Annotated in this window: 5 protein-coding genes; all 5 read left to right on the forward strand. The window is 51.1% G+C overall.

Annotation, left to right across the window (positions count from 1 at the left end):
- The first annotated feature begins 29 nt into the window (after positions 1 to 29).
- The 5 genes from D0C36_RS15785 to D0C36_RS15805 all read left to right on the forward strand — a co-directional run bounded on the left by D0C36_RS15785 (position 30) and on the right by D0C36_RS15805 (position 15239).
- A complete protein-coding gene (locus D0C36_RS15785; protein WP_147322019.1) occupies positions 30 to 782 on the forward strand; it encodes a hypothetical protein in 753 nt (250 codons plus the stop codon).
- 1 nt (position 783) lies between these two features.
- The gene (locus D0C36_RS15790) at positions 784 to 9222 is read left to right on the forward strand and encodes an AHH domain-containing protein (RefSeq protein ID WP_117392562.1); all 8439 of its coding nucleotides are present in this window, start codon (positions 784 to 786) and stop codon (positions 9220 to 9222) included.
- A gap of 5 nt (positions 9223 to 9227) precedes the next feature.
- Positions 9228 to 9803 carry an imm11 family protein gene (locus D0C36_RS15795; protein WP_117392563.1) on the forward strand — a complete coding sequence of 192 codons (576 nt, stop codon included), beginning with the start codon at positions 9228 to 9230 and terminating at the stop codon, positions 9801 to 9803.
- 175 nt (positions 9804 to 9978) lie between these two features.
- Positions 9979 to 14691 carry an FG-GAP-like repeat-containing protein gene (locus D0C36_RS15800; protein ID WP_117392564.1) on the forward strand — a complete coding sequence of 1571 codons (4713 nt, stop codon included), beginning with the start codon at positions 9979 to 9981 and terminating at the stop codon, positions 14689 to 14691.
- Positions 14691 to 15239 (forward strand): hypothetical protein, encoded by a 549-nt coding sequence (locus tag D0C36_RS15805; protein WP_117392565.1) that lies wholly within the window; start codon positions 14691 to 14693, stop codon positions 15237 to 15239. Before D0C36_RS15800 ends, D0C36_RS15805 begins: the two co-directional genes overlap by 1 nt.
- Positions 15240 to 15613 lie beyond the last annotated feature (374 nt).

Below are 15613 nucleotides of genomic sequence, written 5' to 3' on the forward strand. Positions count from 1 at the left end.
AAAAGAATATCCTGAGAAAACGTCTGGTGATGACAGCTGTACTGGCGCTGGCGGTAGCGGCGGCAGCAGCATACAGAACGGCTTTACCGTTAAAAAAAGCGATAAAAAATACAGATCAGGCTAAAGTTAAGGCAAAGCCGTCTTATGACGTTGCCCAACTGGATACTTTACGGGCCTGGGCAAAAACGATTGACCTCAGTTCGCTGAACGGCGCTTTAAAAGGGAGATTTTCCGTACAGGACAGCAGCATTTCGCCTGAGCAGGGCCCAATGGTTGATTATCTGATCTGCAGGAAAGGGCAGGATTGTTACTTCCGTTACGGAAGCACGGAAACCCTTAACGCCCGGGGGATATATATCTACATCGACCATGCACAGCAGAAGATCGTATGGGGCAGGCAAAAAGCCATCGAAACGCCTTCGGTGATCAGTCAGGAAATGCTTGACGGTGCAATGACCGGTGAAGGATATAGCCTTACAACTTCTCAGGAAGGTAAGGTCAGGACCCTCCGTCTGCTCAATCCGCGCCACGCTTCCTGTCAGGAATATGCGCTGACCTTTGATCCGGTGCTTTCGCAGGTGGTGCGTGTTTTCGCGCGGGTCAAAGATGCAGACGGCAACGGAGGGCAGGCCACAAAAACGGTGGACCTGAAGCTGAATGGTTATGATCCGAAAGCGAAGCCGTCGGATTATTTACAGCAGGATCGCGTAATAGCCGTCCGGAACGGCATTACGGTTCCGGCTGCCGGGTTCAGGAATTATCAACTGATCAATATCGACTGATATGCGCGGATATCTACAATTTTTCAGGATCTTAATGATGTGCTGCCTGCTTTTTGCCGGAAAGCTGATGGCTGGTATAGAACCGTATTCCAAATCGCTGTACGGACCTTTTTCACTGCCTAAACAACTGGACAATGCAGATCCGCTTTTCCTGAATAATGGTACATGGGGCAGCTATCAGTTCCGTAATGTGTCAGACGAAGTGGTCTTGCGGGTTAACGATAAGGTCCGGATCACTTCCAATTTCAGTTATAAGATAAACGTGACGGTTGACTGCTTTAAAAACCCGGCAAGCGCTTCCGCGGATTCCAGTTTTACCAGAGATCTGACCGTTACCTATGATGTTAATCAGGGGGTGACCTATAAAGGAATAGCAGCTGTGGCTTTTAATGGCTTTTACAGACTTAAAGTAACCATTAACAGTCAGGGGGTGGCCAGTTCCGGCGATGCTCTGCCGCCCGCTAACGGTGTGATCCTGAGAAATACCGTCACGGTTGACCGTATCTATCCGTTCAGTCTGACGGCACAGTCAAAATTTGCTGCGGTATCGCTGACGGCTAACAGCCGCAAACTTGCGCTGAACTGGGACGTAATATCCGGGGCGGAAGAATATGACGTGGAATGGACAACGCTTTCAGCAGGCGATGTAAATCAGAGCATTGCGACAGCTATGATCGCAGGTTCCGCCGGTGCGGATTCGCAGGCAGATCAGTTGTTCAGGAACAATGCAACGAGGGTTACCACTGCGGGACAGTCGCATGTGGTCACGCTGATCTCCAATGATGATTATCTGGCTGCGAGGATAAGAGGGGTACAGTATACCAAAGAAGGCATCCGGCAGACCGGTGCATGGTCTTACCGGCAGGGGACCAGTGCTTACGCTGCCTGGAATATCACGGCCGGCTGGCATTCTTCTGACCTTAACTGGCAGTATTCGGCGGCTTTTGCGGAAGAAGGTAAAAAGAAAGAAGTGATCAGTTATTTTGACGGTACACTGCGGGACCGCCAGACCGTTACCATCAACAACAGCGATAATGTGGCCGTAGTGGCGGAAAAAGTATACGACCTGTTCGGCCGTCCCGTGGCAACGGTGCTGCCTGCACCGGTAGCCTCGGGACCGTCACCGGTGCTTCATTATTTCCCGGGGCTGAACAGGAACATCAATGGCGCGGTATACAGCTACCTTGACATCAATGACCCTTCTGCTGCAGGTTGCGAATTTCTTCCGGGAGCCCTGTCTGCCGATTCGGGTGCCTCGAAATATTACTCGCCGGGAAGTGCCTTCAAACTCAGCAGACCTTTTCAGGTTTATACCCCTGATGCGCAGGGATATCCGCTGGCAGTAACCCAGTACACGCCGGATAATACCGGACGCACCCGTCTTCAGGGCGGCGTTGGCCCGGCTTTCCAGCCGGGTACCGGTCTGAAGAGCAGAACAACGAAATACTTTTACGGAAAGCCTGAACAGTGGGAACTGGATCAGATCTTCGGCAGTGACGTAGGTTATGCCGAACACTATATAAAGAATACGGTCATCGACCCTAACTACCAGATCAGTGTAAGTTATCTGAATGCCAGCGGTAAGACGATTGCAACCGCACTTACAGGTGCAGCACCTGAAGGTATGGATTCCCTTGCCTCGAAGACGCCGCAGAAATGGCAGACGAGTACGCTGCTGAAGCCGGATCAGTTCAGTTTTGACGGCGGTACGCTTAAACTGACAGCCAGTACAACTTATACGGCTACGGTGACAGGTAAGGATACTATCCGCTTTAACCTGCCGCAGCTGGTATATGCCTTTTCTCAGGCGGGGCAGTTGTGCGGGAAATGCTATTACGACCTGAATGTAAAGGTGACGGATCCCTGCAGTCCGGGTGTTCCTCTGGCTAATCAGAACTATCCGGTGGGGGTCAAATCGAATATTGCCACCGGATGTACGCCTGAAGCGGCTTATACCAATACAATAGGACTGAATTTTGCGACGGTGGGTGAATATAACATCACCTTCGAATTTGCGCTGAACAGGCAGGATGTGGAGGCTTACACGGATACGCTTTTCAACAGAGGGCAGCGTGCCGGTGTGCTCAGCAGTAAATGGAGCTTTGTGCGGGCGAGACTCGGGGCGCTTGATTTTTCAGGAATGTTCAGTGACTGTAAAACAGCCCGTGCACAGTTAGGGACTTTTGCGGCATTCAGGGCAATGTACGGCACAAAAGTGACCGCTATGGGTATCGATACGGCAAAATTATCAGCTGCGGAATTAAGCGATTATCAGAACGTTGTTCAGAATACCTACAATTTGATTGATGCCCGCGTAAGCGCACTGAACTGTGATATTTCACCCTGTGAGGAGATCCGTCAGCAAATGCTGAAGGATGTTTCGCCCGGCGGCCAATACGCTTTGTTTGACACGGCGGGCGTGGCGCTGGAACCAGCACTTAACGTGATTGCGGTCAACTGGCGGACGGTATTCCCGGTCATGAGTAACCCGGATACTTTAAGCAGTTGTAGTCCATACACGGGTGTGGGCAATCCGCCGCCCTGCAAGATCGTCGTTTTGGAGAACGGGTCAAAAATTTCGGTGAATGACGCTGCATTTACGCTGAAAATGCTCGTGAAATACTGGAAGGACGAATGGGCGGGGTTGTTCATTAGCTATCACCCCGAAAAATGCAAGCTGGATTTCTGCGAATTAAATATCGTGTCTGAGAAATGGGACCAGAAGGTTGCAGGAGTGGGCAAAGCAACGGATATCGGAACGATACAGCCGGGGCTGTCTTACAACTATACAAATGCTGCCTGGTTGCTTGCGGGTGATCCGTTCTTTAAGTCCGGTGGATTAGGCTATGCACAGGCCGGTAATATGCAGGCAGACCTGAACAGCTATAGTGTGAACGTATTAGGTCTTACCTCGGCATCTGTTAAAAGCCTGACGGGATTTGTTGATTTTAATCTTTACCAGGGAGAAGGACAGTGGGATAATTCTGCCCCGGTAAGTTGCCGTGTCCCGGACAGGGACTGGATCAGATATCGCGATCTGTATCTTGATCTGAAGAAAAATTATCTGAAGATCGTCCGTAATGCAGGTACTTGTGCGGGTAAATGTCCGGTGGGGATGTCTCCTGCACCAAGGACAACGTTGCCGGCAGATTTCATCAGATCGTTTGTTGTTGAAAATATTTCTGCGGCGGATATCCCAACTGCGCAAGCCACCGGTACATGTACCGACACAGCGAAAAAATTCATGACCATACGCTGCCTTACCGGTCCGGTAACCCGCAAAGTTTATGGCTATGTTGGTTTTAGTGAGTTCGGACTCACAACTCTTCCCAGATTTGAGATTCCTGCAGGATCCGACAGAACCTTTATATGCACACCGAAATATTCTTTGCCGGCAGCTTATTACATTTTAGGTGTCGACACAACAGCCACTACGCCATCGTACATTCCACTGAGTCAGAATGTGACTCCGCCGCCTATACAGGATGCTGAGCAAGGTACAGGCGGGACAGGCGGCTATGGCGGTACGACAGATTTTTTTATTTACGATGAAAGTGCTCTGCAGGGCGCCCTCGGGGAAGTTTTTTGGATCAGAATGAGACCAGGGTTGAAAGTTTGTCCGGGTACAACACTATATGGCCGGTTTACCTTCTGGAAAGACTACGGAGGCGGCACGCAAACTTTTGATAAAGTTTTTGTACTGGATCCTGTGAACGGCACCCGCTTGAAAGTAACTGATGGGGTTGACAATCGTCTTGGATGGACATCTCGGATTCAAGGTGTTGTGCCAACCTGTTCAACACCAACAACGCCTCCGGTTGTACCTGGCTGCTCACTGGCTTATCAGTCAAAAATATCACGGTTCGATCCTGAGAATTATGCAGGTATGCCGTTAGATACAGCTGCTGCATATGCAAAGGCCAAACTGAAACTGGACACGGTGATACGTGCGAACTGCGAAGCCAATGCCGAACGCTGGATGGCGATGCTGGCACCGGGCCTTGCCGGCAAACCGCAAGCAACGATAGATAACCTGAGAAATGCGCTAATCACTTATTGCGCGGCTAACGGTGATAAAGACCACATCTATGGTTCCAGCACGGCAAAGCCGAATGTATCCAATACGTATACTGATTTTGCGGCGATTATTAAATCGATCGCACTAAGTAACGGCGCATTCACACCAACGCTCAACCCCTGGCTGCTGGAAGGTGCGGAAACCTATGCAAAGCCGGTGACAGGTGCTGTACCAACCACCATTTACAACAGCAGTGCGGAGATAGCGGGTAAGCTGGCGACAGAAGAGGCGGGGACAAGCAATACGGGTACTGCTGCGAAGTTCGCCTATCTGCAGGGCAAATACGGCAGCGCGATGACGCTGACCCAGGCGGAACTGGGCATGCTGGAGTCGGCCTCTGCTTCCTGTAACTGGGTCTTGCCACAAGGGATCACACTGCCGTACTTTCTGCTGCCGGGGAACGGCGCGTGTCTGGACTGGACGGCTTACAGTTCCGCGAAAACGGCGATGTTAGGTGAGATCCCCGGGCTGACGAGTGCCAGCACCAATTACGATCTGATCCTGACGAATTACATGAACCAGAAATTCGGTTTCTCGCTCAGTTATTCGGCATATCTGGCTTATGAGGCCAGTCATACGGGTCTGTTATGTAACCAGTCAGTGAGCTTTGAGGTGCCTGTAAGTCCGTATGCGGAGATACAGAGCCGTATTGAAGCGGCGGCTTCGGATGGCCTTTCTTTATATGCAGCTTACGTTACCGATCAGAAGAACCTGATAAGAAGTGGTTACATCAGCACCTGTTCGGGTGCGCAGCCGACGGTAACCAACAAGGCGCTGGCTACGATCTATCACTTTACTTTATATTATTATGACCAGGCCGATAACCTGGTGCGTACTGTTCCGCCTGAGGGGGTAAAACTGCTGACGGATGCGCAGATCGCGCAGGTACAGCAACTGCGTTCGGGTGATGCTGCTGTGTGCGGAACGCCATACACGGGCCCGACCGCCAATGCGGATGTGAATACGGCTTTCAGCAATCTGGGAACACGTATCGCTTCGGGTGCCAATACGGCCGTGGAGCTGTGGCTGTACAATACGGGCAGCAGTGGTAACCAGCTGGCAAAGACCACACAGGACGGTAAATACCTGTTCCAGGTCAGTATCCTCAACAATACGATTGGGGTGGATATTTTCAGCAATCCGTCATCCGGTCAGTTCAATAATGCCAACAGGGTAACTGTAAGTCTTTCGGGTCTGCCGGCGCTGCAGGCCTGGACGCATCTGGTGGTGCAGTCCACCGATCTGCAGAAGGGTAAACTGAGCGTGTATATCAACGGCTTTAAAGCGGCGGTGGTGAATAATGCGCTGCCGGCTGTTTATCCGGACAAGCTGACGACGCTGAAGCACATGCGGATCTATAATCACCTGCTGTATCCGGCGGAGATCCTGAACAATGCGGGCAATGATTGTTTTATGCCGCTGAATACGGATGCCTACTGGGCACGCTTCAATGTGCCTGCGGCGGGGTCGGAGACCACGGTGGGGGGCAGCAGTACGCAGGAAACGCGTATCACGGGTATTTATCCGGAACATACGCTGGTGACGGATTACCAGTATAATGCGACCAATCAGGTGGTGCTGCAGAACTCACCCGACGGCGGTACCAACCGTTTCTGGTATGATCAGCTGAGCCGGTTGCTGGTATCGCAGAACGATAAGCAACTGGCTACGACGGATTACAGTTACACGAAATATGATGACCTCGGGAGAATCACGGAGGTCGGGCAGAAAAAGAACGCTGCGGCAGGCCTGCCTGCGCCGGGTTATGTGACCGATCTGACGGCCTTTAACAGTGCGACGGCCAACGTGCAGATCACGAGTACTTTTTACGATGATCAGAAAAACCTGACGGGTATCTCAGGTCTGACCATTCTTAAAAAAGACAATAAACCGCTGCAGCGGAATCTGCGTAAACGGGTAGTGGCCTCGGTTTACCGTGCGACGCAGACGGGCGCTGTGCAGAACGCGACGTATTACGACTATGACCTGGACGGTAACGTTGCTAATCTTTACCAGCAGATCGGTACGCTGGGGGTAAAACAGATCGGTTACGAGTACGACCTGATCAGCGGGAAGGTGAACTTTGTGCGCTACCAGGAAGGGCAGAAGGACCAGTATTATTATAAATATATCTATGATGCGGAGAACCGGCTGACGGATGCCTACAGCGGGCCGAAGGCGATGCTGCGTTCGTTCGGGACCAGCGATCTGTTCAAAGAGACGAAAATTGCCGATGCGCATTATGACTATTATCTGCACGGGCCGCTGGCCAGGCTGGAACTGGGTTCTGACAGCGGGCGGGTACAGGGTATCGATTATGCCTATACTTTGCAGGGATGGATGAAGGGCATCAACAACCAGGACCTGAATGCGGCGGGTCCGGCGGGCGATATCGGTGCGGACGGCGCGGCGGGCGACCATATCTCCGTGGCGAAGGATGCGATGGGTTTCGCGCTGGGTTATTACGGCGGTGATTATGCCGCGATCGGTCAGGCGGGGGCAATGGCTTTCGGTGCGGGTTATGTGCCTTCTGCCGGTGAGTACACGGGGCAGAACCTGTATAACGGGAATATCAGCAGTTCTACGCTGGCGGTAAGGCAGGCGAATCTGGGCGGGGGAGCGATGACGGGTTATACCTATCATTATGACCAGCTGAACCGTCTGAAGACCACGCGTCAGCATCCGGGGATCAGCGGCAGCTGGGATAAAACGAGTATCACGCAGTTGTTCGGGGAGACCTATACGTATGATGGTAACGGCAATATCCTGACGCTGAACCGTCACGGTTCGGCTGCGACGGCACCGACGATCGACTCGCTGACCTATAATTATTCGAGGGACGGGAACGGCAGGCTGACGAATAACAGGCTGAACTACATCACGGACAGGATTGCTTCCAGCAATTACGCGGGCGATCTGGTGACGCAGGCCTCAACCAATTACGCTTACGATGCGATCGGTAACATGACGAAGGCGACCTCGGAAAAGCTGACGGGGATCACTTGGAGTGTGTATGGAAAGATCCTGACGGTATCCAAAGCATCGGGTAACCTGACCTATACCTACGATCCTTCGGGTAACCGGGTAAGCAAATTGCTGGCGGGTACCAATGTGACGACCTGGTATGTACGCGATGCGCAGGGCAATACGCTGGCGGTTTACGATAATGCCGGAGGCACAACGAACTGGAAGGAGCAGCATTTGTATGGCAGCAGCCGTATCGGTATGTGGACGCCGCAGATCAGTGTGGCAACGGGCAGTTCGACAGATCCGGTGAATGAGTCGGGTGTGGTGGGCAAGCGTTTTTATGAGCTGAGCAATCATCTGGGCAATGTGATCGCTACAGTGAGCGATAAGCGTTTGCAGACGGGGACGGGGCTACCGGTGACTTATCTCCCGGATGTGATCAGTGCACAGGATTATTACAGTTTCGGTATGGTGCAGCCGGCAAGGCAGTACACCGCAACGAATGCGTCCAAGTACCGTTATGGTTTTAACGGGAAGGAGAACGATAATGAGGTGAAGCTGGACGCAAGCGGGAATGAGATCGCCGGAGCACAGCAGGATTACGGAATGAGGATCTATGATCCGAGAGTGGGGAAATTCTTGAGTTTGGATCCGATAAGTGCTCAATATCCAGAGTTAACGCCTTATCAATTCGCGAGTGATAGCCCTATTGAAAATGTAGATTTAGATGGTTTGGAGTCGTTGAAATATGGAAAGAATGTTAGCCCAAACATGCTTGATGTGATAAATGAAGGTGATGCCGCATATCCTTTAAAGCAGGCAGCTAATGGTCTGGGAAATTTATGGCGTAAAGCTGTCGCGAATGCAAAAGGAGAAAATACATACAGAAGAACTACATTAGTATATGATAAAAGTGAATATGGAATAACCTTTTACCAAGAATCATCGAACGAGCAGACTGGTAAAGGCTGGTCAGGAATAAAAGAATCAACGGAAGACGTATTAGATTTAAGCAATATTCTTGGAGGTTACAAAAATTCAGCTGGCTTATTCAACAAAGCGCCTGGCGAGTATCAGGCTTTAAAAGAAGCAATACATCATATTTTTACAAATAAAAACTATAAGAGAGGTGAGCAGTGGTCAAAAAAATTCGAACCTTTATTTCAAGAAGCTGGTTATAAGTTAAATGATGCGATTAATAAAGTTAAAGTATTGGGACATAGAGGTCCACACCCTGATGAATATCACAAAGAGATTTATAATCGTTTGATTGACGCCGTCGAAGGTTTGAAAGGTGAAAAATATTTAAAAGCATTTGAAGCAACTTTAAATCAATTGAGTGAGGAAGTGTCAAAACAAGGAACACGATTAAATAAATTAATTACAGGCGGATAATAGTTATGGAATATTATGAACTGGTGGATGAGTTGTATGTCCCAAAGAAAAGATGGTTTTTGGGAAGTATTAACTTCGACGATAAATGGGACTTTTGGAAATACGTTCAGCCTGGAACGGTCAATATTCCAGATAAGGAACTTTTTGTAACTGTTCGAAGTAAGGGAATTTCATTAGATTTTACAATGGCGGATTTTGAGTTGCTTGTCATAAATGAAAGAGTAAAAGCGTTGTTGAGCGATAAGGAAGCGCAATTTATTCCCGTCAGATTTGATGAACAAGCAAAAGTAAATAATGATCACTACCTGATGGTGGTGAATAAAGATATAGACTGTGTAGATGAAAGCAAATCAATTTTTACAAAGTGGGCGGAAGATGACCCAGTCCGTCCTGATAAAGCTGGGAAATATAAATCTTTCGAAAGGCTGATTTTGAATAATGACAAGATTCCTTTTGACGCAAATATCTTTCGACTTAAAAAGTTCGACCGACTAGTCATAGTAAGTGAAAAAATAAAGCTTGCTTTTGAAACAAATAACATTACTGGGGTGAAATATAAAAAGCTGACTAACATTAGTTGAAATTTGCCTACCTCACCAGCGCGAGTATATGTAGGGAAGGATTATGCTAATGAATACTTGTGCCTGTTGCAGCCTTAAACAAGTTAAAAATGAGTACTAAGTATAAGTTTCGGTATAACGAATAGTTCCCGTAAAAATAATAATTAACCTAAAGATTATACCTAACCACCTTGTCATGATCTTAAAAAAGATAAATTTATGTTTATCGCTGTTGTTGGTTTCAGGGCTGGGCATGGCCCAGGTGCCCACGTTGACCTCGCTGTCTTCTTATACGGGGCAGGTGGGTTCGGCGGTGACGATAACGGGCAGTAACTTTAATACCACTGCTGCGAACAACGCAGTTTATTTCGGGCCGGTGCGGGCGACCGTGTCTTCGGCCACGGCGACGTCATTATCGGTGACGGTACCTGCCGGGGCGGCTTATGCGCCGGTGAGCGTGACGAACACGGCGCTGAAGCTGACGGGCTATTCTCCGCTGCCGTTCAGGCAGACCTTTACCTCCAAGAACAGTATCGTGGCCTCAGATATCGATGCGAATATCGATTTCGGGGTGGGTAATAATCCGGTATCGGCTGCGGTGGGGGATTTTGACGGGAACGGTACGCCGGATATCGCGGTGGTGAATGCGACAGGGAATTCGGTGACGATTCTGCTGAATAATTCCAATGCGTTGAACGGGGTGGGGGCATCTTCTTTTACCCGGCAGGATATCGCGGTGGATAATAATCCTTCGGCGCTGGTGGCGGGGGATTTTAACGAGGACGGCCTGATCGATCTGGCGGTAGTCTATCATAACAACGCCTGGGTGTCGGTGATTCCGAACACGACGACGGGCGGCGTGCTTTCTTTCGGCACGAAAGTGAATTATGCCACGGGCAGCGGTTCACTGGCGCTGGCGGCGGCGGATATGAACAATGACGGTAAGCGGGATATTGTGGTGGCAAATTATTTTGCGGGTACGGTATCGGTGATCCGTAATACGGTGGCGGCTGCGGGTACGCTGAGTTTTGTCGCCAAATATGATGTGGCCGTTAATGCGAATCCGGCCTCGGTGGCTTTGGGCGATATCGACGGGGATGGCAAGCGGGATATCGTTGCGGGGAGTTTTGCAAAGAACACGGTATCGCTTGTGCGCTGTACGGCATCCACAGGAGGGGCATTTGTGGCCTCTGTTTTTGCCGCAAAGGTGGATCTTGCAGTCCCCGGAGAGCCGGGAACGGTGTTCCTGAGCCAGATCGATAATGACGCACGGCCAGATCTGATCATCGGTTGTTATGATGCGGCGGTAAGTACGCACACCATCCTGATCAGGCGCAATGCGATGACGGCACCTAACTCACTTTCACAATCTTCTTTCAGCGCGGCGGTAACGGTAGCGACGGGCAGCCAGCCGGTGGCCATCGGGATGGGGGATATCGACGGGGACGGCACGGCGGATATCGCTGCGGCGAACTATAACAATAAAACGGTCTCGGTCTACCGGAACACTTCTACGGGGACCACGATCTCTACCTCGACGATCACAGCGAAGGTGGATTTTCCTTCAGGTAATACGCCGCTGTCTCTGGTGGTGGCAGACCTTGATCTGGACGGTAAGCCGGATATGATCACGGCGAACGATATGGAGAACACGGTGTCGGTACTGCATAATTATAATGCGGTGCAGGTGCCTGCTGCATTACCGGAATCGACGGCTGCGGCCAGTCTGGGTAGTTTTGTGAATACGGACATCACGGATGCGGAATGGGGGCAGGAAGCGCCCCCGGGTTATACGATCGCGGGCGTGAGCAGCGGAACGGTGACGGGTACGACGGCGAACGCGGGGCGTTTTGTGTATTTTTCCTCACAGGGAAGTGTGAACCCTCTGGTACCGGTGAAAGGGACGCTGACCTTCAGCGCAAAGGGATCGGGTACGATAGAGGTGCAGCTGATCACGACCTGGAACGCGGGGATCAATCAGCGCAAGACCTTTACGCTGGGGGCGAATTACCAGGATTTCAGCTGGAACCTGGGTAGTATCTATCCGCAGAATGAATATATCCTGGCCTTCGTGTTCAACGGGGGGAATTCTTCGGCGAATGCCAGCGGTACTTTTAAAAAGAACATCAGTCTGAACCTGCAGCAGGCGGGGATGACGGGAAATTATACGCGTTACCGTGCGGATGCGGCCTCCCTCATCGGGAACAAGGAAACACTTTGGGCGGGATACAGTGACCAGTTTTCATCAGACCGGAAAAAATACCTGCAGCATTCGGCTTTCTCGCGGATGAAATTCCAGACGGATGCGAACCAGATCGCGATCGAATATGTGCGCGATACGTATGACAAGACGGTGCGTAACCTGTATGCTTTTTCGCAGACGCTGTACAATAAAGATTTTAAGACGAGTGGTGATACCACGAAAGGCTGGCAGGGCATCAACCTGTCCACGAAGGTGAAGCCGGGCCGTACCTATACGATCTCGAGGCTGAACACGACCAGCCCGAAATATGTCTGGTACAATGCCTCGGGGCAGCCGGTAAGCGGTCTGCTGACGCTGACAAAGGGAACGGGCAGCGGTCCCGATACGGTCTATAGTGTAACGGCGCCTGCGGGTGCGGCCACGCTGGGACTGGTGGTGATGCGGATTACGGATACGGTCAACTTCTTCAACCCGGTGAATGATACGTATCTGGTGCATGCCTATACGATGATCGAGGAGGGAACCTATGGTACGGCGGTGCCGGGGGCGGGGAACATCCCGACGGCTTATGTGCCGTTCTCGGGAAGCCTCGGGTCGCGTATCTCGGGGCCTGCGGTGTTTGTGAATGGTAAACTCTATAATTATTATCAGGTAGAGGGTAATGATGTATCCAAGAATGTGCAATACGTGTCGGATGCGCTGCCGCCTGGGATGAAGACGGTGGAGGTGATGATGCCGGGACAGGGTACCTACACGCAGAACAATGTGTTGCTGGACCCGCATGTGCGGCGCAGCGGCACTTATCTGCGGGCGGTCTATTTCCCTGCCTCATCAACGACGGTGGTGCCTGCCACCACGGTGGCGGCGGGCAGTATGCTGTTCATCCATGATTCGATCCTTTCGGGCTTCAATATCTCCTCGGATGCACAGAACAATGTCTGGATGATGAAGATCATGCGGGATTCGACCTATGGTTTTACGGGGGATGTGTATTCGGAGGGATATGCCGGGCGTATCCTGCATTCGGATACTTATAATGCGTCGGCGCTGGAGGCTTTTGCACAAAAACTGGCTGCTTACAATGTCGATAAGTTCTGGTTCCAGACGGGGGTGAACGATTATGCGAATTATGTTTCATTGCCGGCTTTTTACAATGAGCTGAACACGCTGGTGGAGCGGCTGAAGGTGCTGCGCCCGAACGCGGTGATCTATATCCAGGGTATCGGCCCGGTAAATTATGAAGGGCCGAATGCAGAGACCTATGCGGATGATGAATTGAGCACTACAGGACCAACGACGAATGATTTCAGGGATGTGCAGCGGGCGGTGGCGACGGCACCGGGGCATGCTTACTGCCGGTTTGTGGATTTTGAGAACCTTTTCCCTGCAACGATCGATAATATGGCGGACGGGATCCATCCGACGGATAATGGGAATGACCTTTATGCGCAGGGGCTGCGCGACCGCAGCGACCTGCTGGGCAATACGCCTGCGGCGGTGCCGCTGGCGATGAACCGCAGTATCCTGAGGCAGTTCGTCCGTAATGTGAATGACGTAGCGGCGGTGACGGCGAAAGGCGGAAAAGCGCCTTATACGTTTACTATCGTGACGGGTACGCTTCCGGGCGGGATCACTTTTCAGAACAACGGTGTTTTCAAAGGTACGGCAACGGCGGACGGTACTTTTCCTTTCCGGATCAGGGTAACGGATGCGAACAGTGATACGGTTTCCAGGGCCTTCGATCTGGTGGTTAAACCGGTGCCGACGGTGATCGCTGCGCCGGCGATCATTGCGGGTGGTAAGGTAGGGACGCCTTACAATGTCAAGTTCAAAGGGGCGCTGGGTTATGGCAAATATACGGTGAGTACCAGCGGTACGCTGCCGCCGGGGCTGAGCTGGAACAATACGACGCGTACGATTTCGGGTACGCCGACGACAACGGGGACCTATAATTTTTCGGTGAATGTTACGGACCACTGGGGTTTTACCGGGGGGAGTTCCTATAATTTTAATGTAGGCACATCGGGGAGCACGGTGCCTACGCCAACGGATGCGGTGGTGGCCTCTGCGGAGGTCAATGCGGCGGGCGAGTTGATATTGAAGTCGACCCTGCATGATATTTACACGCAGCCGGTCTTCATGTTCTATGACCTGTCTATCCAACAGGGGGGCACAACGAGTTTTATCGGTAACAAGCAGGTGAAGATTGAAAAAGGGCAGTTATCCGGTACGGCCAACTTCGGGCGGCTCACGGTGGGGGCAAATGCGAGTTTTAACCTGATCATGTCCAGTTACCCGCCGGCACCTTCGGGAAGCGATGGTAAGAATTTCAACTATACGGCGAGCACGACGGTCCCGCTTACGGGGAACGCGAATACTTATCCGGCGAACGATGCGTTCACGATCTCTCCTGCGCCGTATGTTTCAGGCGGCCATTTGTTCGTCAATGGCTCGGTGACCAGGGTCCATACGCAAACGCTCTATATTTACCTGGAAATGTACCTGAATGGCAGCAGTACGAAGTGGACGAACATCAACGTGGTCATTCCGGCCGGCCAGCTTTCGGGATCCTATATCGACTGCGGTGCTTTGCCGGTATCGGGGAATTTTTCGGTACGGATGGCCAATTACGGCCTTTCACCTGCGCAAGCCGATGGCTATATCTTTACTTATCAAAACAATACTACGTTTAACCTGACCAATTGATGAAGCGATATCTGATCATACTAAAGGATTTTATGCGTCTGGCGGTGCTGTTTGCAGGGCTGCTGACGGGCGGGACTTTTTGTGCTTTCGCGCAGGAAGAGCCCGGGCCGCCGCAGGATACGGCGACCCATTTTCTGAAAACGCCGCTGGTGAAATTAGTGGTCAGGAATGATTCGGCCTACCGGGATTCGGTGCAGCTGCTGGTGCAGGGGATCAAACAGGGGCGGGCGCGCCTGCTTACTTTCCTTGTCCAGAATGTTATTGGCGGGGAGTTCGCGGTGAAGGCGGGTCAGCGGGCTTTTATTTATATCGAGGACGGTACCACGGTTCAGTTGAATGCAGAGCAGACGGTCTATTCGAAGTTCGGCGGGCTGGGCTATGCGAATTATGTCACGCCGGATTATGCTTTATCGCTCTATGATCTCGATCCTTTTAAGAATTACAATGTGGGGAATATCCGGATCGAATACAGCGAGGGGGTGTTCAGTTTTGAGCTTTCCGCGGAGGCTTCGGCGGCGCTGAAGGAATTGCTGGAGAGTTTGAGGTGATAGTTGTTTTTAACAGAGGATTCAGGGTTTTGCAATGCGGACTTCTGCTTTCCGGGAAATCAGCATTCACCAGGATAGATCATATTTAACGGTGGATGTTGTTCCGGCATCCCAAAATTCGGCTGTTTGCTCAACCATGTACTATTATCTGAGGATAAAATCTTTGAACCAAATCAGAAAGCGAAAGGTCCCTGAGGTAATGATGCAGATGAGGATAGTTGAAAAGCGCTTCTGTTTTTTGATTTGATACAGAGCGGAAAATGAGTTTGTGCTGAAGGCTTAGCTTCGGAAACTGGAGAAATCACCAGGCTGAGTTGTTCCTGTATTTTTAAAGGTATCCCTGACGTTAAAACATTGTTCCGGTGAAAAGAAAA

This window comes from Mucilaginibacter conchicola (assembly GCF_003432115.1).
Classification (GTDB): Bacteria; Bacteroidota; Bacteroidia; order Sphingobacteriales; family Sphingobacteriaceae; genus Mucilaginibacter; species Mucilaginibacter conchicola.

Coding starts and splice junctions, on each gene's coding strand:
- D0C36_RS15805 (WP_117392565.1), top strand. CDS start 14,691: ATGAAGCGATATCTGATCATACTAAAGGATTTTATGCGTCTGGCGGTG.
- D0C36_RS15790 (WP_117392562.1), top strand. CDS start 784: ATGCGCGGATATCTACAATTTTTCAGGATCTTAATGATGTGCTGCCTG.
- D0C36_RS15795 (WP_117392563.1), top strand. CDS start 9,228: ATGGAATATTATGAACTGGTGGATGAGTTGTATGTCCCAAAGAAAAGA.
- D0C36_RS15800 (WP_117392564.1), top strand. CDS start 9,979: ATGATCTTAAAAAAGATAAATTTATGTTTATCGCTGTTGTTGGTTTCA.
- D0C36_RS15785 (WP_147322019.1), top strand. CDS start 30: ATGACAGCTGTACTGGCGCTGGCGGTAGCGGCGGCAGCAGCATACAGA.